We start from the raw sequence: 24,119 nt of genomic DNA, 5'->3' as shown, positions 1-24,119 counted from the left end.
GTAGCCCCCGGCCGTGTGCGGCCGGGGGCTACGCCGTCCTACGGGACCGGACTGAGGACACCGTCGACGGCCATGTCGAAGACGCCCTGGGTCTTGCCGTCGACCTTGAGGTGCTTGAGCCAGTGCTTCGAGAGCGCGTGCACGTTCTTGTGCTGCTGCTCCCACACCACCGAATGGCCCGCGCAGGCCAGCTTGACCATGAGCTTGTGGGCACCCGTGACGGCGTCGTAGAGCGCGGGAACCGAGAAGTTGAGCTCCGGGTTCGTGCTGGGCGGGGACGTGTTGACCTGCGTGTCGGCATCCCCGTACACGATCAGTACGGGCACGCTGCCGCCGAGGACACCGCCCTGCGCCGCCTTCGTCCGGTTCCAGCCCCATCGGACGAAGTTCCGGATCCGGTTGAGCCCCTCCGGCGGTCCCCAGGTCCTGCCCACCGGGTCGTTGTCCATGATCGCGGCCCAGGCCCTCTCGACCATGCCGGGTTCACGCTGGTCCGGGCAGCGCAGTTCCGCGTTCCACCCCGACTCCACGCCCCATCTCGTGCTCAGGGACATGGGGAAGCCGGGCTGTGGCAGCGTGCTCGGCGGGGTCGACGTGCCGTCGGGCGGGAAGATCGGCGCCAGCAGGAAGAGGCTCTCCACCTTGTTGGGGTTGTTCACCGCGTACGGCCCCATGGTGAACGCCGCCGCGGACCAGCCGATGAAGGCGACCTTGTCCACCTTGCGCTCCTTGCGGATCCACTCCACGACGGTGTGCAGCTCGTCGCGGTCGCTGTCCGAGTTGTTCAGCTGGAACGCGTAGTTCACCGGGCCGGGGGTGAATCCCGGTGGTCGCGGCTTCAGGAGGCTCTGGTTGGCCGGGTTGACGTTCCGCGGGTCGTCCATCTTCGGGCGCGGCGACCGCCCCGAGCCCTGGAGGTCCATCATGAAGACGTCGTGGCCGGCCTTCGCCAGTGCCTCGGCCCAGCTGTACGAGGCGTGCTGGAGATCGCAGCCCGCGAGTACCGGGACGCTCCGGCCGTGCAGCATGAGGACGGCCTTGCGCTCCGGGCCGTGCCCCGGTGACGTGTCGACCTTCTCCCGTACGAAGAGGTTGACCATCTCGCCCTTGTTCGCGGGGACGCTGGACTCGTGGGGAACCGCGTGGTCCTTGTTGACGATGGGCATGGAGTTCCGTTCTGTGGTCGCGCCCGGGACGGTCGCCCGGGTGCGAGCAGCGTCCGCCCGGAACCGCACCCCGGATGGTTGACGTGACCGTCTCGACCTCGCCGTCAACACGATCGGGTAGCCATGGCACTCCGATCGGACGGGCGTGCGCCGGGCGCACACATGCGCCCCTTCACCTCGCCGGGGGCTTCGGCGCGCCCCTCCCGCCAGTGTGACCTTCGCCGCTCCGGCCCCCGGGACTGGGCAGCCCGGTTACCCGCAAGTAGCATGGGGGGAGCAAGCGCGCGCTTAGCCGCGTGCCGCAGCAGTGCCATCCCGCACCCTGGAGGAGAGCCATCGTGCCTCGTACCGTCAGGGACGTCGTCTTCGTCGACGGCGTCCGCACCCCGTTCGGCAAGGCGGGCCCGAAGGGCATCTACCACGAGACCCGCGCCGACGATCTCGTCGTGAAGGCCATCCGGGAGCTGCTGCGCCGCAACCCCGGCCTCGACCCCGCGAAGATCGACGAGGTCGCCATCGCCGCCACCACGCAGATCGGTGACCAGGGTCTGACCCTCGGCCGCACCGCCGGCATCCTCGCCGGGCTGCCGCAGTCCGTCCCGGGCTACTCCATCGACCGCATGTGCGCCGGTGCCCTCACCGCCGTCACCTCGGTCGCCGGCTCCATCGCCTTCGGGGCGTACGACGCCGTCATCGCCGGTGGCGTCGAGCACATGGGCCGTCACCCCATGGGCGAGGGCGTCGACCCGAACCCGCGGTTCGTCAGCGAGAAGCTGGTCGACGAGTCCGCCCTGTTCATGGGCATGACCGCCGAGAACCTGCACGACCGGTACCCGAGCATCACCAAGCAGCGCGCCGACGAGTACGCGGTGCGCTCGCAGGAGAAGGCCGCCAAGGCGTACGCCGATGGCAAGATCCAGCAGGACCTGGTGCCGATCTCGGTCCGCCGCACCAACGCCGAGGCCGGCGAGACCGGCTGGGGCCTGGTCACCGCCGACGAGCCGATGCGCCCGGGCACCACCCTGGAGTCGCTGGCCAACCTGAAGACGCCGTTCCGCGTCCACGGCAACGTCACCGCCGGTAACGCGGCCGGTCTCAACGACGGCGCCACCGCCTCGATCATCGCCTCCGAGGACTTCGCCCGCGAGAACGACCTCCCGGTGAAGATGCGCCTCGTCTCGTACGCCTTCGCCGGCGTCGAGCCCGAGGTCATGGGCTACGGCCCGATCCCGGCCACCGAGAAGGCCCTCGCCCAGGCGGGTCTGTCCATCGAGGACATCGGCCTCTTCGAGATCAACGAGGCCTTCGCCGTCCAGGTCCTGGCCTTCCTCGAGCACTACGGCATCGCCGACGACGACGCCCGGGTCAACCAGTACGGCGGCGCCATCGCCTACGGTCACCCGCTCGCCTCCTCCGGCGTCCGCCTCATGACGCAGCTGGCCCGCCAGTTCGAGGAGAACCCGCAGGTCCGTTACGGCCTCAACACGATGTGCGTCGGCTTCGGCATGGGCGCCACCGTCATCTGGGAGAACCCCCACTGGGAGGGCAAGTGAGCACCACCGCCGAGCTTCTGAAGGGTGCGGCCGAGCTGTTCCCGGACGAGGTCGTCACCAGCGCCCACGTACGGCACTTCGAACTGCCCGCGGGCGCGGGCCGGTTCGCGCTGATCACGCTGGACAACGGCTTCGACCACACCAAGCCGACCACCTTCGGTCCGCAGTCGCTGGCCAACCTCAACACCGCGATCGACCAGGTCGAGGCCGAGGCCGCCAACGGTGAGATCGTCGGCGTCGGCATCACCGGCAAGCCGTTCATCTTCGCGGTGGGCGCCGACCTCAAGGGCGTCGAGCTGCTCAAGCAGCACTCGGACGCGCTGGCCATCGGCAAGGGCGGCCACGACGTCTTCAAGCGTCTGTCCGCGCTGGCCGTGCCGACCTTCGCGTACTACAACGGCGCGGCGATGGGCGGCGGTGTCGAGGTCGGTCTGCACTGCACCTACCGCACCGTCTCCAAGGCGCTGCCCGCCTTCTCGCTGCCCGAGGTCTTCCTCGGTCTGGTCCCCGGCTGGGGCGGCTGCACGATCCTGCCGAACCTGATCGGCGCGGAGAAGGCCGTCTCGGTCATCATCGAGAACTCGCTGAACCAGAACCGTCAGCTCAAGGGCAAGCAGGTCTTCGAGCTCGGCATCGCCGACGCGCTCTTCGAGGGCGCGGACTTCCTGGAGCAGTCGCTGATCTGGACCGCCTCGGTCCTCAACGGCTCGGTCACGGTGGAGCGTCCGGCGATCGACCGCGGTGAGGGCTGGGACCAGGCCGTCGCCAAGGGCCGGTTCATCGCCGACTCCAAGGTGCACGGCGCGGCCCCGGCCGCGTACCGCGCCCTGGACATCATCGCCGCCTCCAAGGACGGCGACCTGCAGGCCGGTTTCGACGCCGAGGACCAGGCCCTCGCGGACCTGATCATGGGTGGCGAGCTCCGCTCCGGCATCTACGCCTTCAACCTGGTGCAGAAGCGAGCCAAGCGCCCGGCCGGTGCCCCGGACAAGTCGCTGGCCCGCCCGGTCACCAAGGTCGGTGTCGTCGGCGCCGGTCTGATGGCCTCCCAGCTCGCGCTGCTCTTCCTGCGCCGCCTCGAGGTGCCGGTCGTCCTGACCGACATCGACCAGGAGCGCGTCGACAAGGGTGTGGGCTACGTCCACGCCGAGATCGAGAAGCTGCTCGGCAAGGGCCGGATCAACCAGGACAAGGCCAACCGTCTCAAGGGCCTGGTCTCCGGTGTCCTGGACAAGGCCGAGGGCTTCGCGGACGCGGACTTCATCATCGAGGCCGTGTTCGAGGAGATGTCCGTCAAGCAGAAGGTGTTCGCGGAGGTCGAGGCGGTCGCTCCTGCGCACGCGATCCTCGCCACCAACACCTCCTCGCTGTCGGTCTCGGAGATGGCCTCCAAGCTCCAGCACCCGGAGCGCGTGGTCGGTTTCCACTTCTTCAACCCGGTCGCGATCCTCCCGCTCCTGGAGATCGTCCGCGGCGAGAAGACGGACGACGCCTCCCTCGCCACCGCGTTCGGTGTCGCGAAGAAGCTGAAGAAGACCGCGGTCCTCACCAAGGACGCCCCGGCGTTCGTCGTGAACCGCATCCTGACCCGCTTCATGGGCGAGATCCAGAACGTCATCGACGAGGGCACCTCGGTCGAGACGGCGGAGAAGGCCATCGAGCCGCTCGGTCTGCCGATGTCCCCGCTGGTACTTCTGGAGCTCGTCGGCCCGGCCATCGGTCTGCACGTCTCCGAGACCCTGAACCGCGCCTTCCCGGAGCGCTTCACCGTCTCCCCGAACCTGGCGGCCGTGGTCAAGGCCGGCAAGCGCGGCTTCTACGTCTACGACTCCGGCAAGCCGGAGCTGGACCCCGAGGTCGCCGCGCTGCTCGAGCAGGGCGATGTCGTCCTGACCGAGGAGCAGGTCCGCGACCGCGTCCTGGACGCGGTGGCGCAGGAGATCGGCCTGATGCTGGAGGAGGGTGTCGTCGCCGAGGCGCAGGACATCGACCTCTGCCTGATCACGGGCGCCGGCTGGCCCTTCCACCTGGGCGGCATCACGCCGTACCTGGACCGTGAGGGTGTCTCCCAGCGGGTGAACGGCAAGCCGTTCCTCGCGCAGGGCGTGGCGAGCGTCCCGGCGTAGTGCCGAGTACACGAGCGGCCCCGGCACCTTCTGGTGCCGGGGCCGCTCGTGCTTCGCGGTGGCGAGGATCAGACCACCGAGTGCCAGGCGCCCAGCTGGAAGCCTTCGGACGCCGCCTTCTGACGCATGGTGAGCAGGACCGGTCCGTCGGCCACCGTCATGGCCACGAGGCCGCCGTCCAGGGCCTGGGTGAGGGTGGTCGCGAGCGGGCCCTGCGGGGCGCCGGTCTCCGTCCACTTGGCTCCGGCCGTCTCCTGCTCGGCGGGGTACGCGGCGAGCGCGAGCCGCCCGTCGGCGGACTGCTGGGCGAGCACCGTGCAGTCGAAGCCGTCGATCCGGCAGGAGGAGGCCGCGAGCGGTCCCGTCCCCACGGCGTCGACGAACTGCGTCGCCTCGGGCGAGCGTCCCGGGGACCAGACGCAGACGTGCCCGTCCTTGTCGAGGTAGAAGAGCGTGACGTGCCCCGAGGGCCCGGTCACCGCGGCCAGCGTGCCGAGGGTCACCTCGGCGGGCACCACGTCCTGCCGCACCGGCTTGCCGCCGGGCTCCTCCTGGACGTACCGCAGCAGTCCCTTGGCGGTGGCCGTGTACAGCTCGACGAGGCCCTCGCCGTTGGTGACGGCGACCGGCGAGGGGTCGGTGCCGCTGCCCATCAGGTCCCACCAGGGGTGCCAGCCGCCGCCCTGCTTCTGGGCCCGGACGCTGAGTCCGCCGCCGCCGTTGCGGGTGAAGACGTACGCGCGTCCCTCGGCGTCGACCGCGATGCTCGGGTTGCCGGTCCGCTTGAAGCTCTTGCCGTTGGAGTGCTGGATGGAGCGCCACTCCACCGCCGGACGCCCCGTCTGGAACTGGGTGCTGTGCACCAGCTCGACGTGGTCCTCGGTGTCGGGAACGGGACGCAGCCCGACAAGGTGGACATAGCGGTCGGCGCCCTGTCCGACGGCGAGCACCGGCAGAAGTCCGCCGCCGCCGAGGGAGACCGCGTCGCTCCAGCGGCCGTCGGTTCCCTCGGTCCAGCGCACCACCTCGCCGTCCCTGAGCAGGTACGCGCTGAAGCGGCCCTCCGTGCCACGGGTGAGCCAGCCCCCGTTCAGTGTCGGGACGCTGAACGGCCCCTTCGGACGGCGGGTCGGGTCCTCGGATCGATATGCCATGGGGTCCAGCGCTCCGGTCGACAGGTCAGCATCGGAATGAGCAGGTCCGCTCGGACTGCTGTTCGTCGACTTTAGTGGGTGCCGGGAGTGCCTGATGCCGCCGCTCCGCCACCGGCGGCCGACGCAGCGGCACACAGGACGTGCGGAAGGGGTGCGAACCGTCTCTCGCCGGTTCGCACCCCTTCCGCCGTCACGGCGCTTCGGTGCGGCGTCTCAGTACTGCGCGCTCTGTCCCGCCTTGCCCAGACGGCTGTGGGAGCGGCCGTACAGGAAGTACACGACGATGCCGATGACCATCCAGACCGCGAAGCGGAACCAGGTCTCGCCCGGCAGGTTGAGCATCAGCCAGACCGAGGCGGCGATCGAGAGGATGGGCAGGAACGGCACCCACGGCGTACGGAAGGCGCGGTGCAGGTCGGGGCGCGTGCGGCGGAGCACCATCACACCGATGGCGACGACGACGAAGGCGAAGAGCGTGCCGATGTTCACCAGGGTCGCGAGCTCGTTGATGCTGGTGAAGCCGGCCACGATCGCGATGACGACGCCGAGCAGGATGGTCGGGCGGTACGGGGTCCGGAACCGCGGGTGCGTGACGGAGAAGAAGCGCGGCAGCAGGCCGTCGCGGCTCATCGCGAAGAACACCCGGGTCTGGCCGAGCAGCAGGATCAGGCAGACGGTCGTGAGACCGACGGCGGCGCCGAAGCTGATCACACCTGCGTAGAACGGGTGCCCGACCGCCTTGAAGGCGTCCGCGAGCGGGGCGCTGACGGAGAGTTCCGTGTAGTTCTGCATGCCGGTCACGACCAGGGCCACGGCCACGTAGAGCACGGTGCAGATCAACAGCGAGCCCAGGATGCCGCGCGGCATGTCGCGCTGCGGAAGCTTGGTCTCCTCGGCGGCGGTGGCGACCACGTCGAAGCCGATGAAGGCGAAGAAGACGACGGACGCGGCGGTGAAGATGCCCATGACGCCGAAGTTGGTGGCGTCGTAGCCGAAGATCGTCTGGACCAGCGGGGCGTCCCAGGCGGAGCCGCCGCCCTCCGGGGTGACCGCGGGAGGGATGAACGGGTCGTAGTTGTCGCCCACGATGAAGAAGAGACCCGCGATGATCACGATCATGACGACCGTGACCTTGATGGCCACGACGAGCGCGGTGATGCGGGCGGAGAGCTTCATGCCGAGGACGAGGACCACGGTCAGCACCAGGACCAGCAGGAAGGCCAGGATGTCGAAGGTGCCGCCCGGCACGTCGGGCCCTTCCAGCGCGGCCGGTAGATGCCAGTCCACGTTGTCCATCAGGGACCGTACGTAGCCGGACCAGCCCACCGCGACGACGGCCGTGCCGAGCGCGAACTCCAGGACGAGGTCCCAGCCGATGATCCAGGCCGGCAGTTCGCCGATCGAGGCGTACGCGAAGGTGTACGCCGATCCGGCGACGGGCACCGTCGAGGCGAACTCGGCGTAGCACAGGGCCGCGAGCGCGCAGACGATGCCCGCGGCGACGAAGGCCAGGGCCGTGGCGGGGCCGGCGTTCTCCTTGGCCACCTTGCCGGTGAGCACGAAGATGCCGGTGCCGATGATGACGCCGACGCCGAAGACCATCAGGTCCCAGGCAGAGAGCGATTTCTTGAGCGCGTGCTCGGGCTCTTCGGTGTCCCGGATCGACTGCTCGACCGTCTTCGTCCGGAACATCCCGGAGCTCGCTCGTGGTTGTTGCTGGTCCGTACTCACCGTCGTACCTCCGTACCGTCGGTCCCGACACCCATGATCGAGACCCCGAAGGGGTAGCGCCTGTCGAAGCAACAGGTTTCACACGAATGGGCCGGTCGGCAACCCCACGGGGTGGTCCGACCGGCCCAATGTCGACGGTGCGACGGCGTCAGTCGCGGGCGGGCTCCACGGCTCGGCCGCTCTCCTCGTACCTGCCGTCCAGACGTGAGACGAGGCCGGTGACCTGACGGGCGATGTCCGGGGCCGTCAGACCGATCTCGGCCATCACCTCGGCGCGGGAGGCGTGGTCGAGGAAGCGCGGCGGGATGCCGAAGTCGCGCAGCGGTACGTCCACGCCGGCGTCGCGCAGGGCCTGCGAGACGGCCGAGCCGACACCGCCCACCCGGCTGTTGTCCTCGACGGTGACGACGACCCGGTGCCGCTCGGCGAGCGGGGCGAGCGCCTCGTCGACCGGCTTGACCCATCGGGGGTCGACGACGGTCGTGGAGATGCCCTGCTTGTCCAGCAGGCCGGCGATCTCCAGGCACATCGGCGCGAGCGCCCCCACGGAGACCAGGAGGACGTCGGGCGTGTCGGTGCCCGGCTCGCGGAGCACGTCCATGCCGCCGACGCGGCGCAGAGCCGGTACGGCGGGGCCGACGGCGCCCTTGGAGAAGCGGACGACGGTCGGCGCGTCGGTGACGGCGACGGCCTCGCGCAGCTGGGCGCGGACCTGGTCGGCGTCGCGCGGCGCGGCGAGCCGCAGACCGGGGACGACCTGGAGGATCGACATGTCCCACATGCCGTTGTGGGAGGCGCCGTCGGTGCCGGTGATGCCGGCCCGGTCCAGGACGAACGTGACACCGCACTTGTGCAGGGCCACATCCATGAGCACCTGGTCGAAGGCGCGGTTGAGGAAGGTCGCGTAGACCGCGAAGACGGGGTGGAGGCCGCCGGTGGCGAGGCCGGCCGCGGAGACCGCGCCGTGCTGCTCGGCGATGCCGACGTCGTACACCCGCTCGGGGAAGGCCTTGGCGAACTTGTCGAGGCCGACGGGCTGGAGCATGGCCGCGGTGATCGCGACGATGTCCTCGCGCTCCTTGCCGAGCTCGACCATCTCCTGGGCGAAGACGCCGGTCCAGTCGGCGCCGGAGGAGGCGATCGGCAGACCGGTGTCGGGGTGGATCTTGCCGACGGCGTGGAAGCGGTCGGCCTCGTCCTGGAGCGCGGGCTGGTAGCCGCGGCCCTTCTCGGTGAGGCAGTGGACGATGACCGGGCCGCCGAAGCGCTTGGCGCGCGTCAGCGCGGACTCCAGCGCCTCGATGTCGTGGCCGTCGATGGGGCCGACGTACTTCAGGCCGAGGTCCTCGAACATGCCCTGCGGGGCGATGAAGTCCTTCAGGCCCTTCTTGGCACCGTGCAGCGTCTCGTAGAGCGGCTTCCCGACCACGGGGGTGCGCTCCAGGATGTCCTTGCCGCGGGCGAGGAATCGCTCGTAGCCGTCGGTCGTACGGAGCGTGGCCAGGTGGTTGGCGAGTCCGCCGATCGTGGGCGCGTACGAGCGCTCGTTGTCGTTGACGACGATGACGAGCGGGCGGTCCTTGGCGGCGGCGATGTTGTTCAGCGCCTCCCAGGCCATGCCGCCGGTGAGGGCTCCGTCACCGATGACGGCGACGACGTGGTCGTCCTTCTTCAGGACCTCGTTCGCCTTGGCCAGGCCGTCGGCCCAGCCGAGGACCGTGGAGGCGTGCGAGTTCTCGATCACGTCGTGCTCGGACTCGGCCTGCGAGGGGTAGCCGGAAAGGCCGCCCTTCATCTTCAGCTTCGAGAAGTCCTGACGGCCGGTGAGCAGCTTGTGGACGTAGCTCTGGTGGCCGGTGTCGAAGAGGACCTTGTCCTTCGGGGAGTCGAAGACTCGGTGCAGGGCGATGGTCAGCTCGACCACGCCGAGGTTCGGGCCGAGGTGGCCGCCGGTCTTGGAGACGGCGTCCACGAGAAACGTCCGGATCTCCTCGGCCAGCTGGTCCAGCTGTTCCGGGGAGAGCCGGTCCAGATCGCGCGGTCCCCTGATACGGGTCAGCAATGCCACCCGTGCCTCCTTGCCATTGAGCTGGTCGAGCTTGCCGATTTGTCGAGTCTAATGTTCCGCCCCCGGCCTTGGTCATCGGGCGGCGGGTTGTGCGTCACGCTGATGGCCGACACACCGCTGAGCCTACGGGCGGTGCACAGGGCCAGACGCAGCAGTGCCCGGCACCGGTTCTCCGGCGCCGGACACTGTGGGCTTGGTAACGCCGAAACGTTACGCGCGGCCTGCGGTCTTCTGCGTGCGACGCGAGACCGAGTCGATCACGACGGCGGCGAGGAGCACCGCACCGGTGATCATGTACTGGATCTCGTTGGCCATGCCGATCATGTTCAGGCCCTGCTGGATCGACTGGATCACGATCATTCCAAGGAGTGCCGACCAGACCTTGCCGCGGCCGCCGAAGAGGCTGGTGCCGCCGATCACGGCCGCCGCGATGACGAGCATCAGGGTGTTGCCGCTGCCGAGGCTCTTGGTGGCGCCGCCCGAGAGGCTGGCGACGAAGAGACCGCCGAAGGCGGCGAGCATGCCGGACACGCCGAAGACGACGATCCGGATCCGGTCGACGTTGATGCCGGCGCGGCGGGCGGCCTCGGCGTTGCCGCCGACCGCGAAGACCTTGCGGCCGAACCGCGTGCGGCGGGCGACGAAGTCGGCGGTCACGAGGACGGCCAGGAAGAGGACCAGGGCCAGCGGCAGGCCGCGGGCGCCCTCGGGCTCGTTCAGGACGTAGGCCACGACGAAGCACAGGACGGCGACGACGGCCGTACGCAGCACGATCTCGCTGACCGGGCGTGCGGGCAGGGCGGCGGCCTTGCGGCGCTTGCGGTCGAGCAGCAGGGAGACGGCGTAGGCGAGGACCGCGACGAGGGCCAGGCCGTACGCGGCGGCCTTGTCCTCGAAGTAGTACGCGGTGAGGTTCTCGACGAACGAGCCGGAGGGCGCGTTGATCGAGCCCTCCTTGCCCATCAGCCAGATCTGCAGGCCGCTCCAGCCGAGGAAGCCGGCGAGGGTGACCACGAAGGCCGGGACGCCGATCTTGGCGAAGAAGAAGCCGTGCAGCAGACCGATGCCGAGGCCGGAGAGGACGGCGATGCCGACGGCCAGCAGGTCGTTCATGCCGTTGCTGACGTTGAGCACCGCCCAGACGGCGGCGCCGACGCCCGCGACCGAGCCCATCGACAGGTCGATCTCGCCCAGGATGAGGACGAAGACGATGCCGACGGCCATGATGCCGAGGCCGGAGGAGTACACCGCGATGTTGGCGACCGAGCTCGCGGAGAGGAAGTTGCTGTTCTGGGCCTGGAAGACGATCGCGATGACGATCAGGCCGAGGACGACGGGCAGGGAGCCGAGCTCGCCGCCGCGGATCTTGCGGTTGAACTCGGTCCAGTAGCCCTTGAGGCCCTGCTCGCGGACCAGCAGGCGCGGGTCGACGGCGGGGATGGGGGCGGCGGTGGTCGCCGGGGCCTCGGGGGAACGGGGCTGGGGGGTCTTGGCGAGGTCGCTCACTTCGCGTCCTCCTTCGTGGCCTGGCGCGCCTGGCGACGGGTCACGGCGTTGTCCGTGGCGCCCGTGATGGCCGCGATGATCGTCTCGTGGCTGGTCTCGGCGACGGGGAAGTCACCGTTGTTGCGGCCCAGGCGCAGGACCGCGACGCGGTCCGCGACGGCGCGGACGTCGGCCATGTTGTGGCTGATGAGGATGACTCCGTGGCCGCGCTCGCGCAGCCGCTCCACGAGGTCGAGCACCTGTGCGGTCTGCTCGACGCCGAGGGCGGCGGTGGGCTCGTCCAGGATGACGATCTTCGGGTCGCCGATCAGGGCGCGGGCGATGGCCACCACCTGGCGCTGACCGCCGGAGAGCGCCGCGACCGGGATGCGTACGCTCGGGATCCGGATGGACAGCGTGTCCAGGAGCTCCTTGGCGCGCTTCTCCATGGCGATCTCGTCGAGGACGGAGCCGGAGCTCAGCTCGTTGCCGAGGAAGAGGTTGGCGACGACGTCGAGGTTGTCGCAGAGCGCCAGGTCCTGGTAGACGGTCGCGACCCCGAGGTTCTGGGCGTCCTGCGGCTTGGTGATCTGGACGGGGCGGCCGTCCCACTCGATGACGCCCTCGTCGATCGGGTGAACACCCGAGATCGTCTTGACGAGGGTCGACTTGCCGGCGCCGTTGTCGCCGACCAGGGCGACGACCTCACCGGCGTGGATCTCCAGTTCTACGTCGGTGAGCACCTGGACGGCGCCGAACCGCTTGGAGATTCCGCGCAACGCCAGCACGGGCGTAGCGGACACGTGAATCATCTCCTTCGCCGCCTGACCGGCGGGGATGGTGGGTGGTGCGAGAGAGCACAGAGGGGGGCTGTGAGGGGCTGTGAGAGAGTCCGGCGCCCCCCGCCCCCGCTTGCGGGGCGTTGAACGGGGCGGGGGGCGCCGGACCGGACCGGGGGCCGTTCGGAAGGGGTCAGCGGGTCCGAAGGGCGTTCCGGCAGCGGGTGTTACTTGATGCCCGCCGCGTCGCAGGCCGCCTTGTACTCGCCGGCGCAGATGGCCGCGGCCTCGTAGACGCCGTCGGCGACGATCGTGGAGCCGATGTTCTCCTTGGTCACGACCTGCGCGTCGTACAGCTTCGCCGGGATGTCCTTGAACTCACCGGTGAGGCTGGTGACCTTGGTGGGAACCAGGTCGTCGATCTTCTCGCCCTTGAGCAGACGGACGGCGATCTCGGCGGTGGTCTCGGCCTCGGGCTTGATCTGCTTGTAGATCGTGAAGGCCTGGTCGCCCTTCAGGATGCGCTGCAGACCGGCGAGTTCGGCGTCCTGACCGCCGACCGGGACCTTGATGCCCTGCTTGGAGAGGGCGGTGATGATGCCGCCGGCCATGCCGTCGTTGGCCGAGTAGACGCCCTGGAAGCCGTCCTTGCCCAGCGAGTCGATGGCGGCACCCATCTTCTTGTTGGCCTCGTCGGGGGACCAGTCCGGGATGTCCTGCTCGTAGACGACCTTCTTGACGGCCGAGTCGAGGACGCTGTGGGCGCCCTTCTTGAAGAGCGGGGCGTTCGGGTCGGTCGGCGAGCCGTTGATCATGACAACGTTGGCTTCCTTGGCCTTGTCGCCGAGCGCCTTGACCAGGCCCTCGCCCTGCAGACGGCCGATCTTCTCGTTGTCGTAGCTGACGTACGCGGAGATCGGGCCCTCGGCCAGACGGTCGTACGCGACGACCGCGACGCCCTGCTCCTTGGCCTGCTGGACCCAGGACTTGGTGGCCTTGTAGTCGACCGAGTCCAGGATGATGACCTTCACGCCCTGCGTGACCAGCGCGTCGAACTGCTTCTTCTGCGTCTCGGTGTCCTGCGCGGCGTTGTTGTACTTGACCTCGCAGTCCGAGCAGAGGGCCTTGATCTTCGCCTCGATGATCGGGCGGTCGAAGGTCTCGTAACGCGTGGTCTTGTTCTCCGGCAGCAGCAGACCGATGGTCTTGCCGTCGCCGCCCTTCCCACCGGTGCTGCCGTCCGAGCCGGAGCCGCTGTCGCCCGCCTTGCCACAGGCGGCGAGGGAGAGGGCCATGGAAACCGCGGCCGTGCCTATGACGACGCGTCGCGTCACTGCGTTCATGTGGGTGTGCCTCCCTGACGAGGCCGCGACGTTGCGGCCGAGGTGGCTGGAAGTCAACTCGGCCGCCGGGTCGCCGTCAAGGAGTAAATCCTTAACGAGATGACAACGGTGCCATCCGTTATCTAAGTGAAGGCAGGCGCGGAGACCTGCGCGGCACCCGGCAGGGCACTCTCAAGAAGGGTCGAATCGCCCATCTCGCTCAGGGCGAGAGCCAGCGCGCCGAGCACCTCGGCGCGCCCGCCGAGCGCCCCGGGGGCGAGCGAGAGCTGGCGGGCGGCGCTGGGGATGGCGTACCGCGAGACGGAGTCGCGGATGGGGGCGAGCACGAGCTCGCCCGCCTCGGCCAGGTCACCGCCGAGGACCACCCGGCTGGGGTTGAGCAGGTTGCAGAGGTTGGCGATACCGCTGCCGATGTGGCGGCCGACGTCGGCGATGACCCGCCGGCAGCCCGGGTCGCCCTCGCGGGCGAGCTGGACGACCCGTTCCATGGTCAGATCGGGGCCGTGGCCGGGCTGGAGCAGCGGCAGGACGTACCGGGCCGCCGTGAAGGTCTCCAGGCAGCCGCGGTTGCCGCAGCGGCAGACGGGGCCGGACTCGTCGAGCGTGATGTGGCCGATCTCGCCGGCGGTGCCGCCCGGCCCGCGGTAGACCCGTCCGTCGATGACCAGGCCCGCGCCGACGCCGCTGGCGACCTTGATGTAGGCGAGGTCCTTGACCCCGCGGCCGCTGCCCCAGACGAGTTCGCCGAGCGCGCCGAGGTTGGCGTCGTTGTCGACGTACACGGGGACGCCGAGACGGCCCGAGAGCTCCTCGGCCGGGTTGATGCCGCTCCAGCCCGGGAGGATCGAGGTGGAGCCGAGCGTGCCCGAGGAGACGTCGATCGGCCCCGGGACGCCGAGGCCGACGCCGACGACCTTGTCGCGGCTGATGCCGGTGGCCTCGATCAGCCGCATGACCAGGCGTTCCGCCCGGTCGAAGCCCTCGGCGGCGGAGGCGTCGACGTCCAGCGGCTCGGACTCCTCGGCGAGCACCTGATGGGCGAGGTTGCCCACGGCGACCCGGAGGTGGGTGTGGCCGAAGTCGACGCCGATGACGATGCCGGCGTCGCCGGAGAGCGAGACGCTGCGGGCCCTTCGGCCCCCCGCGGAGGTGGGCGTGACCTCGACGGTTCCGCCGTCCTTCAGCTCCCGCACGATGTTGGAGACCGTGGCGGCGGACAGCCCGGTGGACCGGGCGATCTCCGCCTGGGTGAGCGAGCCCGCCATGCGTACCGCACGGACGACCCGTTCGAGATTGGCCTTGTGCAGAGATGTCTGCGACCCCGGAGTCTCCATCGACTCATCCACTCCCGCCTGCGCCGGACGGTGCGATCACCGCCCCCGGGCCGGGGTCGCGGCTGTGAGACCCCGGCTTGTTCTCCAACTTGTGAACTCTAAGCTGAGCCTTTGGGGTTGTCCCCCGTCAAGACCTTGAGCCAGAGCAGGCTCAGATGAGCTCGACGGCGACAGGGGGCCCGGCCCGGCCGGAAACGGGCGGGAACAGGCGCTTCCGGTGACGCCTCGGGCCACCCGGCTTCGGGGTGAACATACAGGTCGGAGCGGGTACGGGCGGTGTCCGCGAGGGCTGTGTCCCGGCCCTCGGCGGGGTCTCGGGCCGGGGCGGGCCCGCGTCCGGTTCGTGCCGGGTTCGAGACGTCGCCGTGACACCGGCCGCCCGCCCTGCGTGTCGGAGCCCGGCGGAGGGCGACTCCAGGACCCGGACACGGCGGAGGGCGGCCCCCCGGCGGCAGGCACGGCGGATGGCGACCGACCCTGGCCAGGCACGGCGGAGGGCGGCCCCCCTGTGCGGGGGCCGCCCTCCGGAGGGTCCGGCGCCGCTACTTCACCGCGCCGGCCGTGAGGCCGGCCACCACCTGACGCTGGAAGATGATGTACGCGGCGAGGACGGGGAGCATCGCCATGACCAGACCGGCGAACAGGCCCGACCAGTCGCCCTTGTAACCCTGACTGACGGCGAGCTGGACCAGGCCCTGGGAGAGCACCTTCTGGTCCTGCTCGGTGTTGAGCACGGTGGGCAGCAGGTACTGGTTCCACTGGCCCAGGAAGTTGAAGATGCCCACGCTGATCAGGCCGGGCTTGGCCATCGGCAGCATCACCTGGAAGAAGGTCCGGGTGTGCGAGGCGCCGTCCATGAAGGCCGCTTCCGCCACCGAGGTCGGCAGCGTGCGGAAGAAGGCGGTGAGGAAGAAGACCGTGAACGGCAGCGAGTACGCGATGTAGACCAGGATCAGGCCGTGCAGCGTGTTGAGCAGGGCCATGTTCTGCAGCACGTAGAAGAGCGGTACGAGCGCCAGGATGATCGGGAAGCTCATTCCTCCGATGAAGAGGAAGTAGATGAAGCGGTTGCCCGGGAAGTCGAACCGGGCCAGCACGTAGGCCGCCATCGAACCGAAGAGCAGCGTGCCGATCAGCGAGCCGCCCACCACCAGAATGGTGTTCAGGAAGTAGTCGCTCATGTGCGCCTCGGTCCAGGCGCGCGACCAGTTCTCGAAGTGCAGCTTGTCGGGCAGCGACCAGGGCGAGGTGAAGATCGCCCGGTCGGTCTTGAACGAGGTCATGACCGCCCACAGCAGCGGCATGACCACCATGATCGCCCAGATGATCAGGATGCCGTGGGAGAAGACGTTGAGGGTCGCTCCCTCGGACTTGCTCTCCTTGCGGGTGACGGGAGGCGCGCTCTTCGTCACCTGGGCGGCGCCGGGCTCGGGCGGCTCGGGGAGCGCCGCGCCGGCGGGAGGGGTGTCGATGGCTTTCACCGGAGGTCACCTCGTGCTGTCGTGCCGGCCACCGCGACCGAGCTGGTTTCCTGCTGGGGGTCCGGGAGCTGTCCCCCGGGAAGACACAGCATCAGTACTCCAGCCGCTCGCGCCGTCCGAGCCGCATCACGACCGCCGCGAAGAGCAGCGTGACGACGAGCAGCGCGACACCGATCGTGGTCGCGTAGGCGGCCTGACCGTCGCGGAACGCCTTCTGGTACACGTACAGCGGCATCACGATGGTGGAGTAGTCCGGCCCGCCGCCGTTGGGGCCGACCGTCATGATCTGGACCACCGCGAAGGACTCGGCGCCGAGCGCCAGGATGCCCATATAGATCCAGCCGGACTGCACGGTGTCCCAGAGCAGCGGCAGGGTGATCTTGAAGAAGGTGGTGAACCGGTTGGCGCCGTCGAGCAGCGCCGCCTCGTAGAAGTCCTTCGGGATGGAGGCCATGCCCGCCGAGAAGAGGACGACGAAGAAGCCGACCGTGGACCAGACGAGGACGACCATCACACAGATGAGGGCCAGGTTCGGGTCGCCCAGCCAGTCGGGCTGGATGCTGCCGAGCCCCACCCCCTTGAGGACGGAGTTGATGGCTCCGCTGTTGGGGTTGTAGGCGAACTGGAAGAGCAGCGCCACGATCGCGATGGACAGCACCTGCGGGAAGAAGTACACGATCTTGTAGAAGGACGAACCGCGCACTCCGGCGACGGCCGCTCCCCGGCGGCGCCGACCGCCGACATTGAGCATGAACGCGAAGAACAGTGCCAGACCGACGGTGACCAGCGGCAGGACGACGGCGAAGGTCAGGCTGTGCTGGAGCGATTTCCAGAACACCTCGTCGTCGAGCATGCGGCTGTAGTTGTCGAATCCGACCATCCGGAACTCGGGGCTGAGACCGCTCCAGTCCGTGAACGAGTAGTAGATGGACTGGATGAAGGGCCAGATGACGAACAACGCGTACATGGCCAGGGGAACCGCCAGGAACCCCACGATGAAACGGTACTTGCCGTGCTGCATTCCTACCGACCCCGATCTTCCCGCGGAAGTGCCGCTGGTGCCGTGCGTGCGGTGAGTGCCGTACGCAAGGAGCCGGGGCCCGCTCCCGGTCGGCGGGAAGGGGCCCCGGCACAGCTCACTGGTGCTTGTAGTGCTTGATGGAGGAGTCCTTGGCCGCCTCGTCGGCGAACTTCTGGATCTTCTTGATCGTCTCGGCCGGGGTCGCCCGGCCTGCCATCATCTCGCCGATGCCGGCGACACCGATCTTCTCCTTCTGCAGCGCCACATACCAGTCCTGCAGGCGCGGGTTGACCACGTTCTGTCCGGCCTTGTCGAGCGCCGCGACACCGGACTTCAGACCGGGGGTCAGCTCGATCCCGTCGGTGCCGCCGTTGAACGCGGTCAGCGACTTGACGGACTTGGTGAAGTTCTTCGAGGAGGCCTCGCTGAGCATGATGCGCAGCTGCTCCATGCCGCCCTCGATGTTCTTCGCCTTGGCCGGGACGATGAAGGGCTCACCGCCGGAGGCCCAGATCGTGCCGAACGGCATCTTGTCGGAGGAGTCGATGCCGGTCGGGGCGGAGACGGCGAGGTTGAAGTCGGCCGGCATGGTCTTCGCCGCCTCGTTCTCCACCCACGAGCCGTTCGGGATGAAGAGGGCCTTGCCCTCGGTCCAGGCCGTCTGCGACTGGATGTGGTCGAGGCCCGGGGTGCCCTGGAGGATGTAGCCCTTCCGCTGGAGCTCGTAGTACGCCTCGAAACAGGCCTTGACCGCGGGGTGCTCCCAGGCCTTCGGCTCCAGGTTGTCGATCGCGTCGAGGACCTCGCGGCCGCCGACCTTGCCGATCATCGGGTAGAGCGAGAAGGGGACGTAGTACGGGTGCTTGCCGGCGTACGTCCAGCCCGCGATGCCCTTCTTCTTGGCCTTCTCGCAGACGGCCAGCATCTCGTCCCAGGTCTCGGGGTACTTCGCGTCGAGCGAGTCGAGCAGCTTCTGGGAGTACCAGACGCCGTAGACCGTGTAGGCGTAGTACAGGATCCAGACCGGGGCGCCGTCGAACTGGCCCATCTCCACGATGCCCGGGCGCAGGGTGTCGCGGACCTTCTTGCTCGGGTCGTCGACCGAGGCGGCGTCGAGCAGGGCGGTGAGGTCGGCCAGCTGCTTCTGGCCGACGAGGACGCCCATGTCCATCTGCTCGGCGCCGGAGTTGTCGATGAGGTCCGGCGGGTTGCCGCCGTTGAACCGCGGCTGCAGCTCGGTGGTGATCTTCTGGGTGGCGGTGAACTTGACCTTGGCCTGCGGATAGGTGGTCTCGTAGACCTTCACCGCGTCCTTGGCGTACTGCTGGCCGAAGCCTCCGTCGAAGAGGACGAAGTCGAGCGGAGCCGACCCGTTGACGCCGAGCGGGTTCTTCTCGGTCTTGGTGCCCTTCTCGACCTTGTCGCCGCCGTCGGTGGTGCCGCCGCTGGCGCAGGCGGAAAGGAAGCTCATCGTCGGCACCGAGATCAGACCGAGAGCGGCGGAGCGCTTGATCAGATCGCGGCGGCCGAGGCCCTCGTCGTTGTGCGCGGAGGTGGATCCCATGCTCAAGTCCTCGCCTTCATTCAGGACTCAGGCGGTGTACCGGTCGCCCGTTATCTGCTCGCCACAGGCGAAGGGCCCCGCCACCGCATTCGAATGCAGCTTGGGTCGTACACGTGCAGGCGTCGTGCCGTCGATCGCGTGGTACGACGGTCCGGACGCCGACAGGTATAGTCCACTTCCCTTCTCCTGAGCAAGATCGAAAGCAGGTTTGCGCGGCAGTCTTTCCCGAGTTGAGACCTCGCGGATTATGCAGGCGTATCTATGCCGTTTCATCCCCCGACTTGCCGTCAACACCCTTGACACCATCACACACTTGACCCCCTACTGGAGCCTGCGTCTTCGGTTTGACAACGTTGTCCAAATCCAGTGGCAGGAGCGGCGACACGGCATGGAGCCCAGAATTCGCACCCGATCACGGTCCCGGAACCCCCGCTTCAGAGCCGCCGCGCTGGTCGCGTCGACGGCATTGGTACTGAGCTCGGCCCCCTCGGTGGCACAGGCACTTCCCGGCCAAAAAGACATATCCTCCGGGGAGTTCACCACCTCCTTCGAATCGGACGAAACTCAGCCCACTTGGCGTAACACGGTGGACGTCGGATCGGACGGCGCCAAGCGTGCGTCGGGTGTCGACGGCGGCTTCGCCAGTGGAATACCGGGCAATGTCACCGACAAGGTGGTGACGCTGCGCGCCAGCGGCGAGAACGCCGGCTCGGGAGAGACCAAGGAGAACCTGGTCGATCTTCAGCCCTCCACGAAATGGCTGGTCTTCGAGCCCACCGCCTGGATCGAGTTCGACCTGGACGAGCCGGTCAAGGTGGTCACGTACGCGCTGACGTCGGCGAACGACGCGGCCGAGCGCGACCCGCGCGACTGGACGCTGAAGGGCTCGGCCGACGGCAAGGAGTGGAAGGTCCTCGACACCCGCGAGGGACAGGGCTTCACCAAGCGCTTCGAGACGAAGACGTACGACGCCGCCAACGACACGGCGTACGGCCACTACCGGCTCGAGTTCACGAAGAACGCCGGCGCGGGCCTCACCCAGCTGGCCGACGTCCAGTTCTCGAACGGGGACACCTCGACCCCCGTGCCCGAGGACATGCGCAGCCATGTCGACCGCGGCCCCGGCGGCTCGCCGACCGCCAAGGCGAACGCCGGCTTCACCGGCACGCGGGCCCTGCGCTATGCCGGCACGCACAAGCCGGACGGGCGGGCGTACTCGTACAACAAGATCTTCGACGTCGACACCCGGATAGCCCGGGACACCGAGCTGTCGTACCGGATCTTCCCGTCCCTCCCCGAGACGGACCTCAACTATCCCGCCACGAACGTGTCGGTGGACCTGGCCTTCACCGACGGCACCTATCTGAGCGACCTCGGGGCAACCGACTCCCACGGAGGCCTCCTCTCCCCCGGGGGCCAGGGCGCGGCCAAGCGGCTCTACGTCAACCAGTGGAACCAGGTGACCTCGCGGATCGGCACGGTCGCGGCCGGCCGGACCGTCGACCGGATCCTGGTGGCGTACGACTCCCCCAAGGGTCCGGCGAAGTTCCAGGGCTGGATCGACGACGTCGCGCTGAGGGCCAAGGCCCCGGAGAAGCGGCTCGACCGGCTCTCCGACTACGCCTCCACCACCCGGGGGACGAACTCCAGCGGTTCCTTCTCGCGCGGCAACACCTTCCCGGCGACCGCCGTCCCGCACGGCTTCAACTTCTGGACGCCGGTGACCAACGCGGCCTCCAAGAGCTGGCTGTACGAGTACGCGCGCGGCAACAACGCGGACAACCTGCCCACGGTGCAGGCGTTCGCCGCGAGCCATGAGCCGAGCCCCTGGATGGGAGACCGGCAGACCTTCCAGGTGATGCCGTCGGCCGCGGCGGGCACCCCGGCGACGGACCGGGTCGGACGGGCGCTGGCCTTCCGCCACGAGAAGGAGACGGCCCGGCCGCACTACTACGGCGTCACCTTCGAGAACGGCCTGAAGGCCGAGATCACCCCGACCGACCACGCGGCGCTGATGCGCTTCACCTATCCGGGCGACGACGCGAGCGTCGTCCTCGACAACGTCACGGCGGAGGGCGGTCTGACCCTCGACGCGGCGAGCAGCTCCTTCACCGGCTTCTCCGACGTGAAGAGCGGTCTGTCGACGGGCGCCACCAGGATGTTCGTGTACGGCGTCTTCGACGCGCCGGTCACCTCCTCCACGGCCGAGGGCGTCAGAGGTCTGCTCCGCTTCGACGCGGGTGGGGACCGCACGGTCGGCCTGCGCATCGCGACCTCGCTGATCTCCGTCGACCAGGCGAAGGCGAACCTCGCGGACGAGCTCCCGGCGGGCAGCCGCTTCGAGAGCGTGAAGGAGCGGGCTCAGGACGCCTGGGACGAGATCCTGGGCCGGGTCGAGGTCGAGGGTGCCACCCACGACCAGCTGGTGACCCTCTACTCCAGCCTCTACCGGCTCTACCTCTACCCGAACTCCGGATTCGAGAAGGTCGGTTCGAAGCACCGGTACGCCAGCCCGTTCTCCCCCATGACCGGTCCGGACACCCCCACCCATACCGGGGCGAAGGTCGTGGACGGCAAGGTGTACGTCAACAACGGCTTCTGGGACACCTACCGCACGACCTGGCCGGCGTACTCCCTCCTCACGCCGGACAAGGCGGGCGAGCTCGTCGACGGGTTCGTGCAGCAGTACAAGGACGGTGGCTGGATCTCCCGCTGGTCCTCCCCCGGCTACGCCGACCTGATGACCGGCACCTCCTCGGACGTGGCGTTCGCCGACGCCTTCGTCAAGGGCGTGGACTTCGACGCGGAGGCGGCGTACGAGGCGGCGCTGAAGAACGCCACGGTCGTGGCGCCGAGCCGGGGTGTGGGCCGCAAGGGGATGGAGACCTCCCCCTTCCTCGGCTACGCGTCGACCGAGACCCACGAGGGTCTCTCCTGGTCGCTGGAGGGCTACCTCAACGACTACGGCATCGCGAGGATGGCGCAGGCGCTGCACGAGAAGACCGGGAAGAAGCGGTACAAGGAGGAGGCGGCGTACTTCCTCTCCCGCGCGCAGAGCTACGTCTCCCTCTTCGACAAGAAGGCCGGCTTCTTCCAGGGCCGCGACCTGAAGGGCGAGTGGCGGGTTCCCTCGGAGAGTTTCGACCCGAGGATCTGGGGCCACGACTACACCGAGACCAACGGCTGGGGTTACGCCTTCACGGCCCCGCAGGACTCGCGGGGACTCGCCGCGCTGTACGGCGGCCGCAGCGGCCTGGGCAAGAAACTGGACACGTACTTCTCCACGCCGGAGACGGCGAGCCCGGAGTTCGTGGGCTCGTACGGCAGCGTCATCCACGAGATGACCGAGGCGCGTGACGTCCGGATGGGCATGTACGGCCACTCCAACCAGGTCGCCCACCACGTCCCGTACATGTACAACGCGGCCGGGCAGCCCTGGAAGACGCAGGAGAAGGTCCGCGAGGTGCTCTCCCGGCTCTACACGGGCAGCGAGATCGGGCAGGGATACCACGGCGACGAGGACAACGGCGAGCAGTCGGCCTGGTACCTCTTCTCGGCGCTGGGCTTCTACCCGCTCGTGATGGGCAGCGGGGAGTACGCGATCGGCTCGCCGCTCTTCACCAAGGCGACGGTCCGGACGGACGACGGCCGCAAGCTCGTCGTGGAGGCCCCGCGCAACAGCGCGAAGAACATCTACGTCCAGGGCGTGAAGCTGAACGGCAAGCGCTGGAACTCCACCGCACTGCCGCACGACCTGCTGGCACGCGGCGGCACGCTGTCGTTCGAGATGGGCTCCGAGCCCTCGGCCTGGGGCACGGGCGCGCAGGCGGGCCCGGTCTCGATCACCCCGGCCGGCAAGACCCCGTCGCCCCGCACGGACGCCACCACCGGCACCGGCCCGCTCGTCGACGACACCTCGTCCACGTCTGCGGCCGTGACCTCGGTCGAGCTGCCGGTCGCGGAGAAGACGCGGGCGGTGCAGTACACGCTGACGTCGTCGGCGGCGGAATCGGCGCCGACGGGCTGGGTGTTGCAGGGCTCGAAGGACGGACAGAAGTGGACGGACCTGGACAAGAGGTCTGGAGAGACCTTCACTTGGGACCGCCAGACCCGCGCCTTCACGGTCCGGACGCCGGGCTCGTACACGACCTACCGCCTAGTGCTCGCCACGGAGGCACAGTTGGCGGAGGTGGAACTGCTCCACTGACACCCGGTAAACAGGAGCTCCTTACCGAAACAGTTCTGTCACAAACGAATTGACCCGTGAAGATCCTGTGCGAGGATTCCTGGAAGTGAGTGGCCCGCCGCGTCCCTCGGGGCGCGGCGGGCCCATTTCCACCAAAAACGGGAGTAAATACGTGGCCAAGACTTCTGGCCTGAACACCACGGGCATCGTGTCCCGTGTCACGGTCGCGGCGATAACCGCGGCTCTGGTCGCGACGACCACGTCGGCCTTCGCGGCCGACGCCCCGAAGGGCGCCGACCGCGCCCAGGCTGCGCCGTCCGCCTCCGCGTTCAACACGGAGGCCGCGGCCGACGCTCCGGTCAACGCGCTGTACGGCGTGACCAGCGGTGGCGACCTGTACGGCTACGTGCCCAACGGCTCGGGCGGCCTCGACAGCCGGCTGTACACCGGCTTCGGCTGGAACTACGCCAAGCACATGACGCAGGCCGACCACGACGGCGACGGCAGCTCCGACGCCGTCTGGGCCGTCACCAACGGCAACCTGGAGCACCTGCCGTGGGGTGGGGACCCGGTCAAGATCGGCAGCGGCTGGGGCATCTACAACAAGGTCACCTCCGCGGGCAACCTCGGTGGCGCGGCCGCCGACGACCTGCTCGCGCGGGACACCTCCGGCAAGCTGTACCTGTACCTGGGTTACGGCAACGGCAAGCTGACCGGCCGCAAGCTGGTCGGCAGCGGCTGGGGCCAGTACAACCAGATCACCGGCAAGGGCGACCTCACCGGTGACGGCAAGGCCGACATCGTCGCGCGCGACGGCTCGGGCAACCTGTACCTGTACAAGGGCACGGGCAGCTCCACGGCCCCCTTCTCCGGTCGCGTCAAGATCGGCAGCGGCTGGAACATGTTCAACTACCTCGTCTCGGTCGGCGACATCGACTTCGACGGCATCACGGACCTCATCGCCCGTGACAGCGCCGGCGCGCTGTACCTGTACAAGGGCACCGGCAACGCCGCGGGCGTGTTCAAGCCGCGCGTGAAGATCGGCACCAGCGGCTGGAACACCTACCGCCTGATGTTCTGATCGACGTCCTCGACGTCCGGCAGAACGGCGAACAGCCGAACGGGCCC

At 68.8% G+C, this 24,119-nt stretch carries 15 protein-coding genes; 4 read left to right on the top strand and 11 right to left on the bottom strand.

The features are described 5' to 3' along the window. Positions 1-38: 38 nt before the first annotated feature. Positions 39-1,166: an alpha/beta fold hydrolase gene (locus ACF1G2_RS32330; RefSeq protein WP_391801715.1), complete on the bottom strand. Its 1,128-nt coding sequence runs from the start codon at positions 1,164-1,166 to the stop codon at positions 39-41. 338 nt (positions 1,167-1,504) lie between these two features. Here ACF1G2_RS32330 and ACF1G2_RS32325 point away from each other — a divergent pair, with 338 nt between their 5' ends. Beyond that, entirely contained in the window at positions 1,505-2,719 is a 1,215-nt protein-coding gene (locus tag ACF1G2_RS32325) for an acetyl-CoA C-acyltransferase (RefSeq protein WP_361674554.1), read from the top strand. Further along, entirely contained in the window at positions 2,716-4,845 is a 2,130-nt protein-coding gene (locus tag ACF1G2_RS32320; protein ID WP_391801714.1) for a 3-hydroxyacyl-CoA dehydrogenase NAD-binding domain-containing protein, read from the top strand. Before ACF1G2_RS32325 ends, ACF1G2_RS32320 begins: the two co-directional genes overlap by 4 nt. A gap of 68 nt (positions 4,846-4,913) precedes the next feature. Here ACF1G2_RS32320 and ACF1G2_RS32315 read toward each other — a convergent pair whose 3' ends face one another. The 10 genes from ACF1G2_RS32315 to ngcE all read right to left on the bottom strand — a co-directional run bounded on the left by ACF1G2_RS32315 (position 4,914) and on the right by ngcE (position 18,805). Next, positions 4,914-5,999, bottom strand: coding sequence for a hypothetical protein (locus ACF1G2_RS32315; protein WP_391801713.1), 1,086 nt, complete (start codon positions 5,997-5,999; stop codon positions 4,914-4,916). Positions 6,000-6,212: 213 nt separating this feature from the next. Then, entirely contained in the window at positions 6,213-7,691 is a 1,479-nt protein-coding gene (locus tag ACF1G2_RS32310) for an amino acid permease (RefSeq protein WP_391801767.1), read from the bottom strand. A 187-nt stretch (positions 7,692-7,878) separates the two neighbouring features. Then, positions 7,879-9,798 carry a 1-deoxy-D-xylulose-5-phosphate synthase gene (gene dxs / locus ACF1G2_RS32305; RefSeq protein ID WP_391801712.1) on the bottom strand — a complete coding sequence of 640 codons (1,920 nt, stop codon included), beginning with the start codon at positions 9,796-9,798 and terminating at the stop codon, positions 7,879-7,881. Positions 9,799-10,008: 210 nt separating this feature from the next. Then, complete coding sequence (locus ACF1G2_RS32300) at positions 10,009-11,304, bottom strand: sugar ABC transporter permease (protein WP_391801711.1); 1,296 nt, start codon at positions 11,302-11,304, stop codon at positions 10,009-10,011. Then, a complete protein-coding gene (locus tag ACF1G2_RS32295; RefSeq protein ID WP_391801710.1) occupies positions 11,301-12,095 on the bottom strand; it encodes an ATP-binding cassette domain-containing protein in 795 nt (264 codons plus the stop codon). The genes ACF1G2_RS32300 and ACF1G2_RS32295 overlap by 4 nt, the downstream gene beginning before the upstream one ends. 194 nt (positions 12,096-12,289) lie before the next feature. Further along, positions 12,290-13,405: a substrate-binding domain-containing protein gene (locus ACF1G2_RS32290; RefSeq protein WP_391801709.1), complete on the bottom strand. Its 1,116-nt coding sequence runs from the start codon at positions 13,403-13,405 to the stop codon at positions 12,290-12,292. 122 nt (positions 13,406-13,527) lie between these two features. Continuing rightward, positions 13,528-14,739: an ROK family protein gene (locus ACF1G2_RS32285; RefSeq protein WP_391801708.1), complete on the bottom strand. Its 1,212-nt coding sequence runs from the start codon at positions 14,737-14,739 to the stop codon at positions 13,528-13,530. Between the two features lie 542 nt (positions 14,740-15,281). After that, on the bottom strand, positions 15,282-16,220 hold the full coding sequence (locus ACF1G2_RS32280) for a carbohydrate ABC transporter permease (protein WP_391801707.1): 939 nt from the start codon (positions 16,218-16,220) through the stop codon (positions 15,282-15,284). A gap of 91 nt (positions 16,221-16,311) precedes the next feature. Beyond that, complete coding sequence (locus tag ACF1G2_RS32275; RefSeq protein WP_352186952.1) at positions 16,312-17,241, bottom strand: sugar ABC transporter permease; 930 nt, start codon at positions 17,239-17,241, stop codon at positions 16,312-16,314. Between the two features lie 115 nt (positions 17,242-17,356). After that, a complete protein-coding gene (ngcE, locus tag ACF1G2_RS32270; protein WP_391801706.1) occupies positions 17,357-18,805 on the bottom strand; it encodes an N-acetylglucosamine/diacetylchitobiose ABC transporter substrate-binding protein in 1,449 nt (482 codons plus the stop codon). A 388-nt stretch (positions 18,806-19,193) separates the two neighbouring features. On the opposite strand from ngcE, the gene ACF1G2_RS32265 reads away from it, so the two are divergent. Together ACF1G2_RS32265 and ACF1G2_RS32260 are read left to right on the top strand one after the other, a co-directional pair. Further along, positions 19,194-23,012, top strand: a complete 3,819-nt coding sequence (locus ACF1G2_RS32265; protein ID WP_391801705.1) for a GH92 family glycosyl hydrolase — start codon at positions 19,194-19,196, stop codon at positions 23,010-23,012. A gap of 151 nt (positions 23,013-23,163) precedes the next feature. Further along, complete coding sequence (locus ACF1G2_RS32260; RefSeq protein WP_391801704.1) at positions 23,164-24,072, top strand: FG-GAP repeat domain-containing protein; 909 nt, start codon at positions 23,164-23,166, stop codon at positions 24,070-24,072. Positions 24,073-24,119 lie beyond the last annotated feature (47 nt).

Source organism: Streptomyces sp. NPDC013457, from assembly GCF_043089925.1.
Classification (GTDB): Bacteria; Actinomycetota; Actinomycetes; order Streptomycetales; family Streptomycetaceae; genus Streptomyces.
The sequence above is the reverse complement of the archived record's forward strand: the minus strand, read 5'-3'. Positions and strand labels throughout refer to the sequence as shown.

Bases quoted from the DNA above. Each gene is read 5' to 3' on its own strand.
- ACF1G2_RS32275 (WP_352186952.1), bottom strand. From the start codon at position 17,241: ATGCAGCACGGCAAGTACCGTTTCATCGTGGGGTTCCTGGCGGTTCCC.
- ACF1G2_RS32265 (WP_391801705.1), top strand. From the start codon at position 19,194: ATGGAGCCCAGAATTCGCACCCGATCACGGTCCCGGAACCCCCGCTTC.
- ACF1G2_RS32290 (WP_391801709.1), bottom strand. From the start codon at position 13,405: ATGAACGCAGTGACGCGACGCGTCGTCATAGGCACGGCCGCGGTTTCC.
- ACF1G2_RS32310 (WP_391801767.1), bottom strand. From the start codon at position 7,691: ATGTTCCGGACGAAGACGGTCGAGCAGTCGATCCGGGACACCGAAGAG.
- ACF1G2_RS32330 (WP_391801715.1), bottom strand. From the start codon at position 1,166: ATGCCCATCGTCAACAAGGACCACGCGGTTCCCCACGAGTCCAGCGTC.
- ACF1G2_RS32295 (WP_391801710.1), bottom strand. From the start codon at position 12,095: ATGATTCACGTGTCCGCTACGCCCGTGCTGGCGTTGCGCGGAATCTCC.
- ngcE (WP_391801706.1), bottom strand. From the start codon at position 18,805: ATGGGATCCACCTCCGCGCACAACGACGAGGGCCTCGGCCGCCGCGAT.
- ACF1G2_RS32315 (WP_391801713.1), bottom strand. From the start codon at position 5,999: ATGGCATATCGATCCGAGGACCCGACCCGCCGTCCGAAGGGGCCGTTC.
- ACF1G2_RS32285 (WP_391801708.1), bottom strand. From the start codon at position 14,739: ATGGAGACTCCGGGGTCGCAGACATCTCTGCACAAGGCCAATCTCGAA.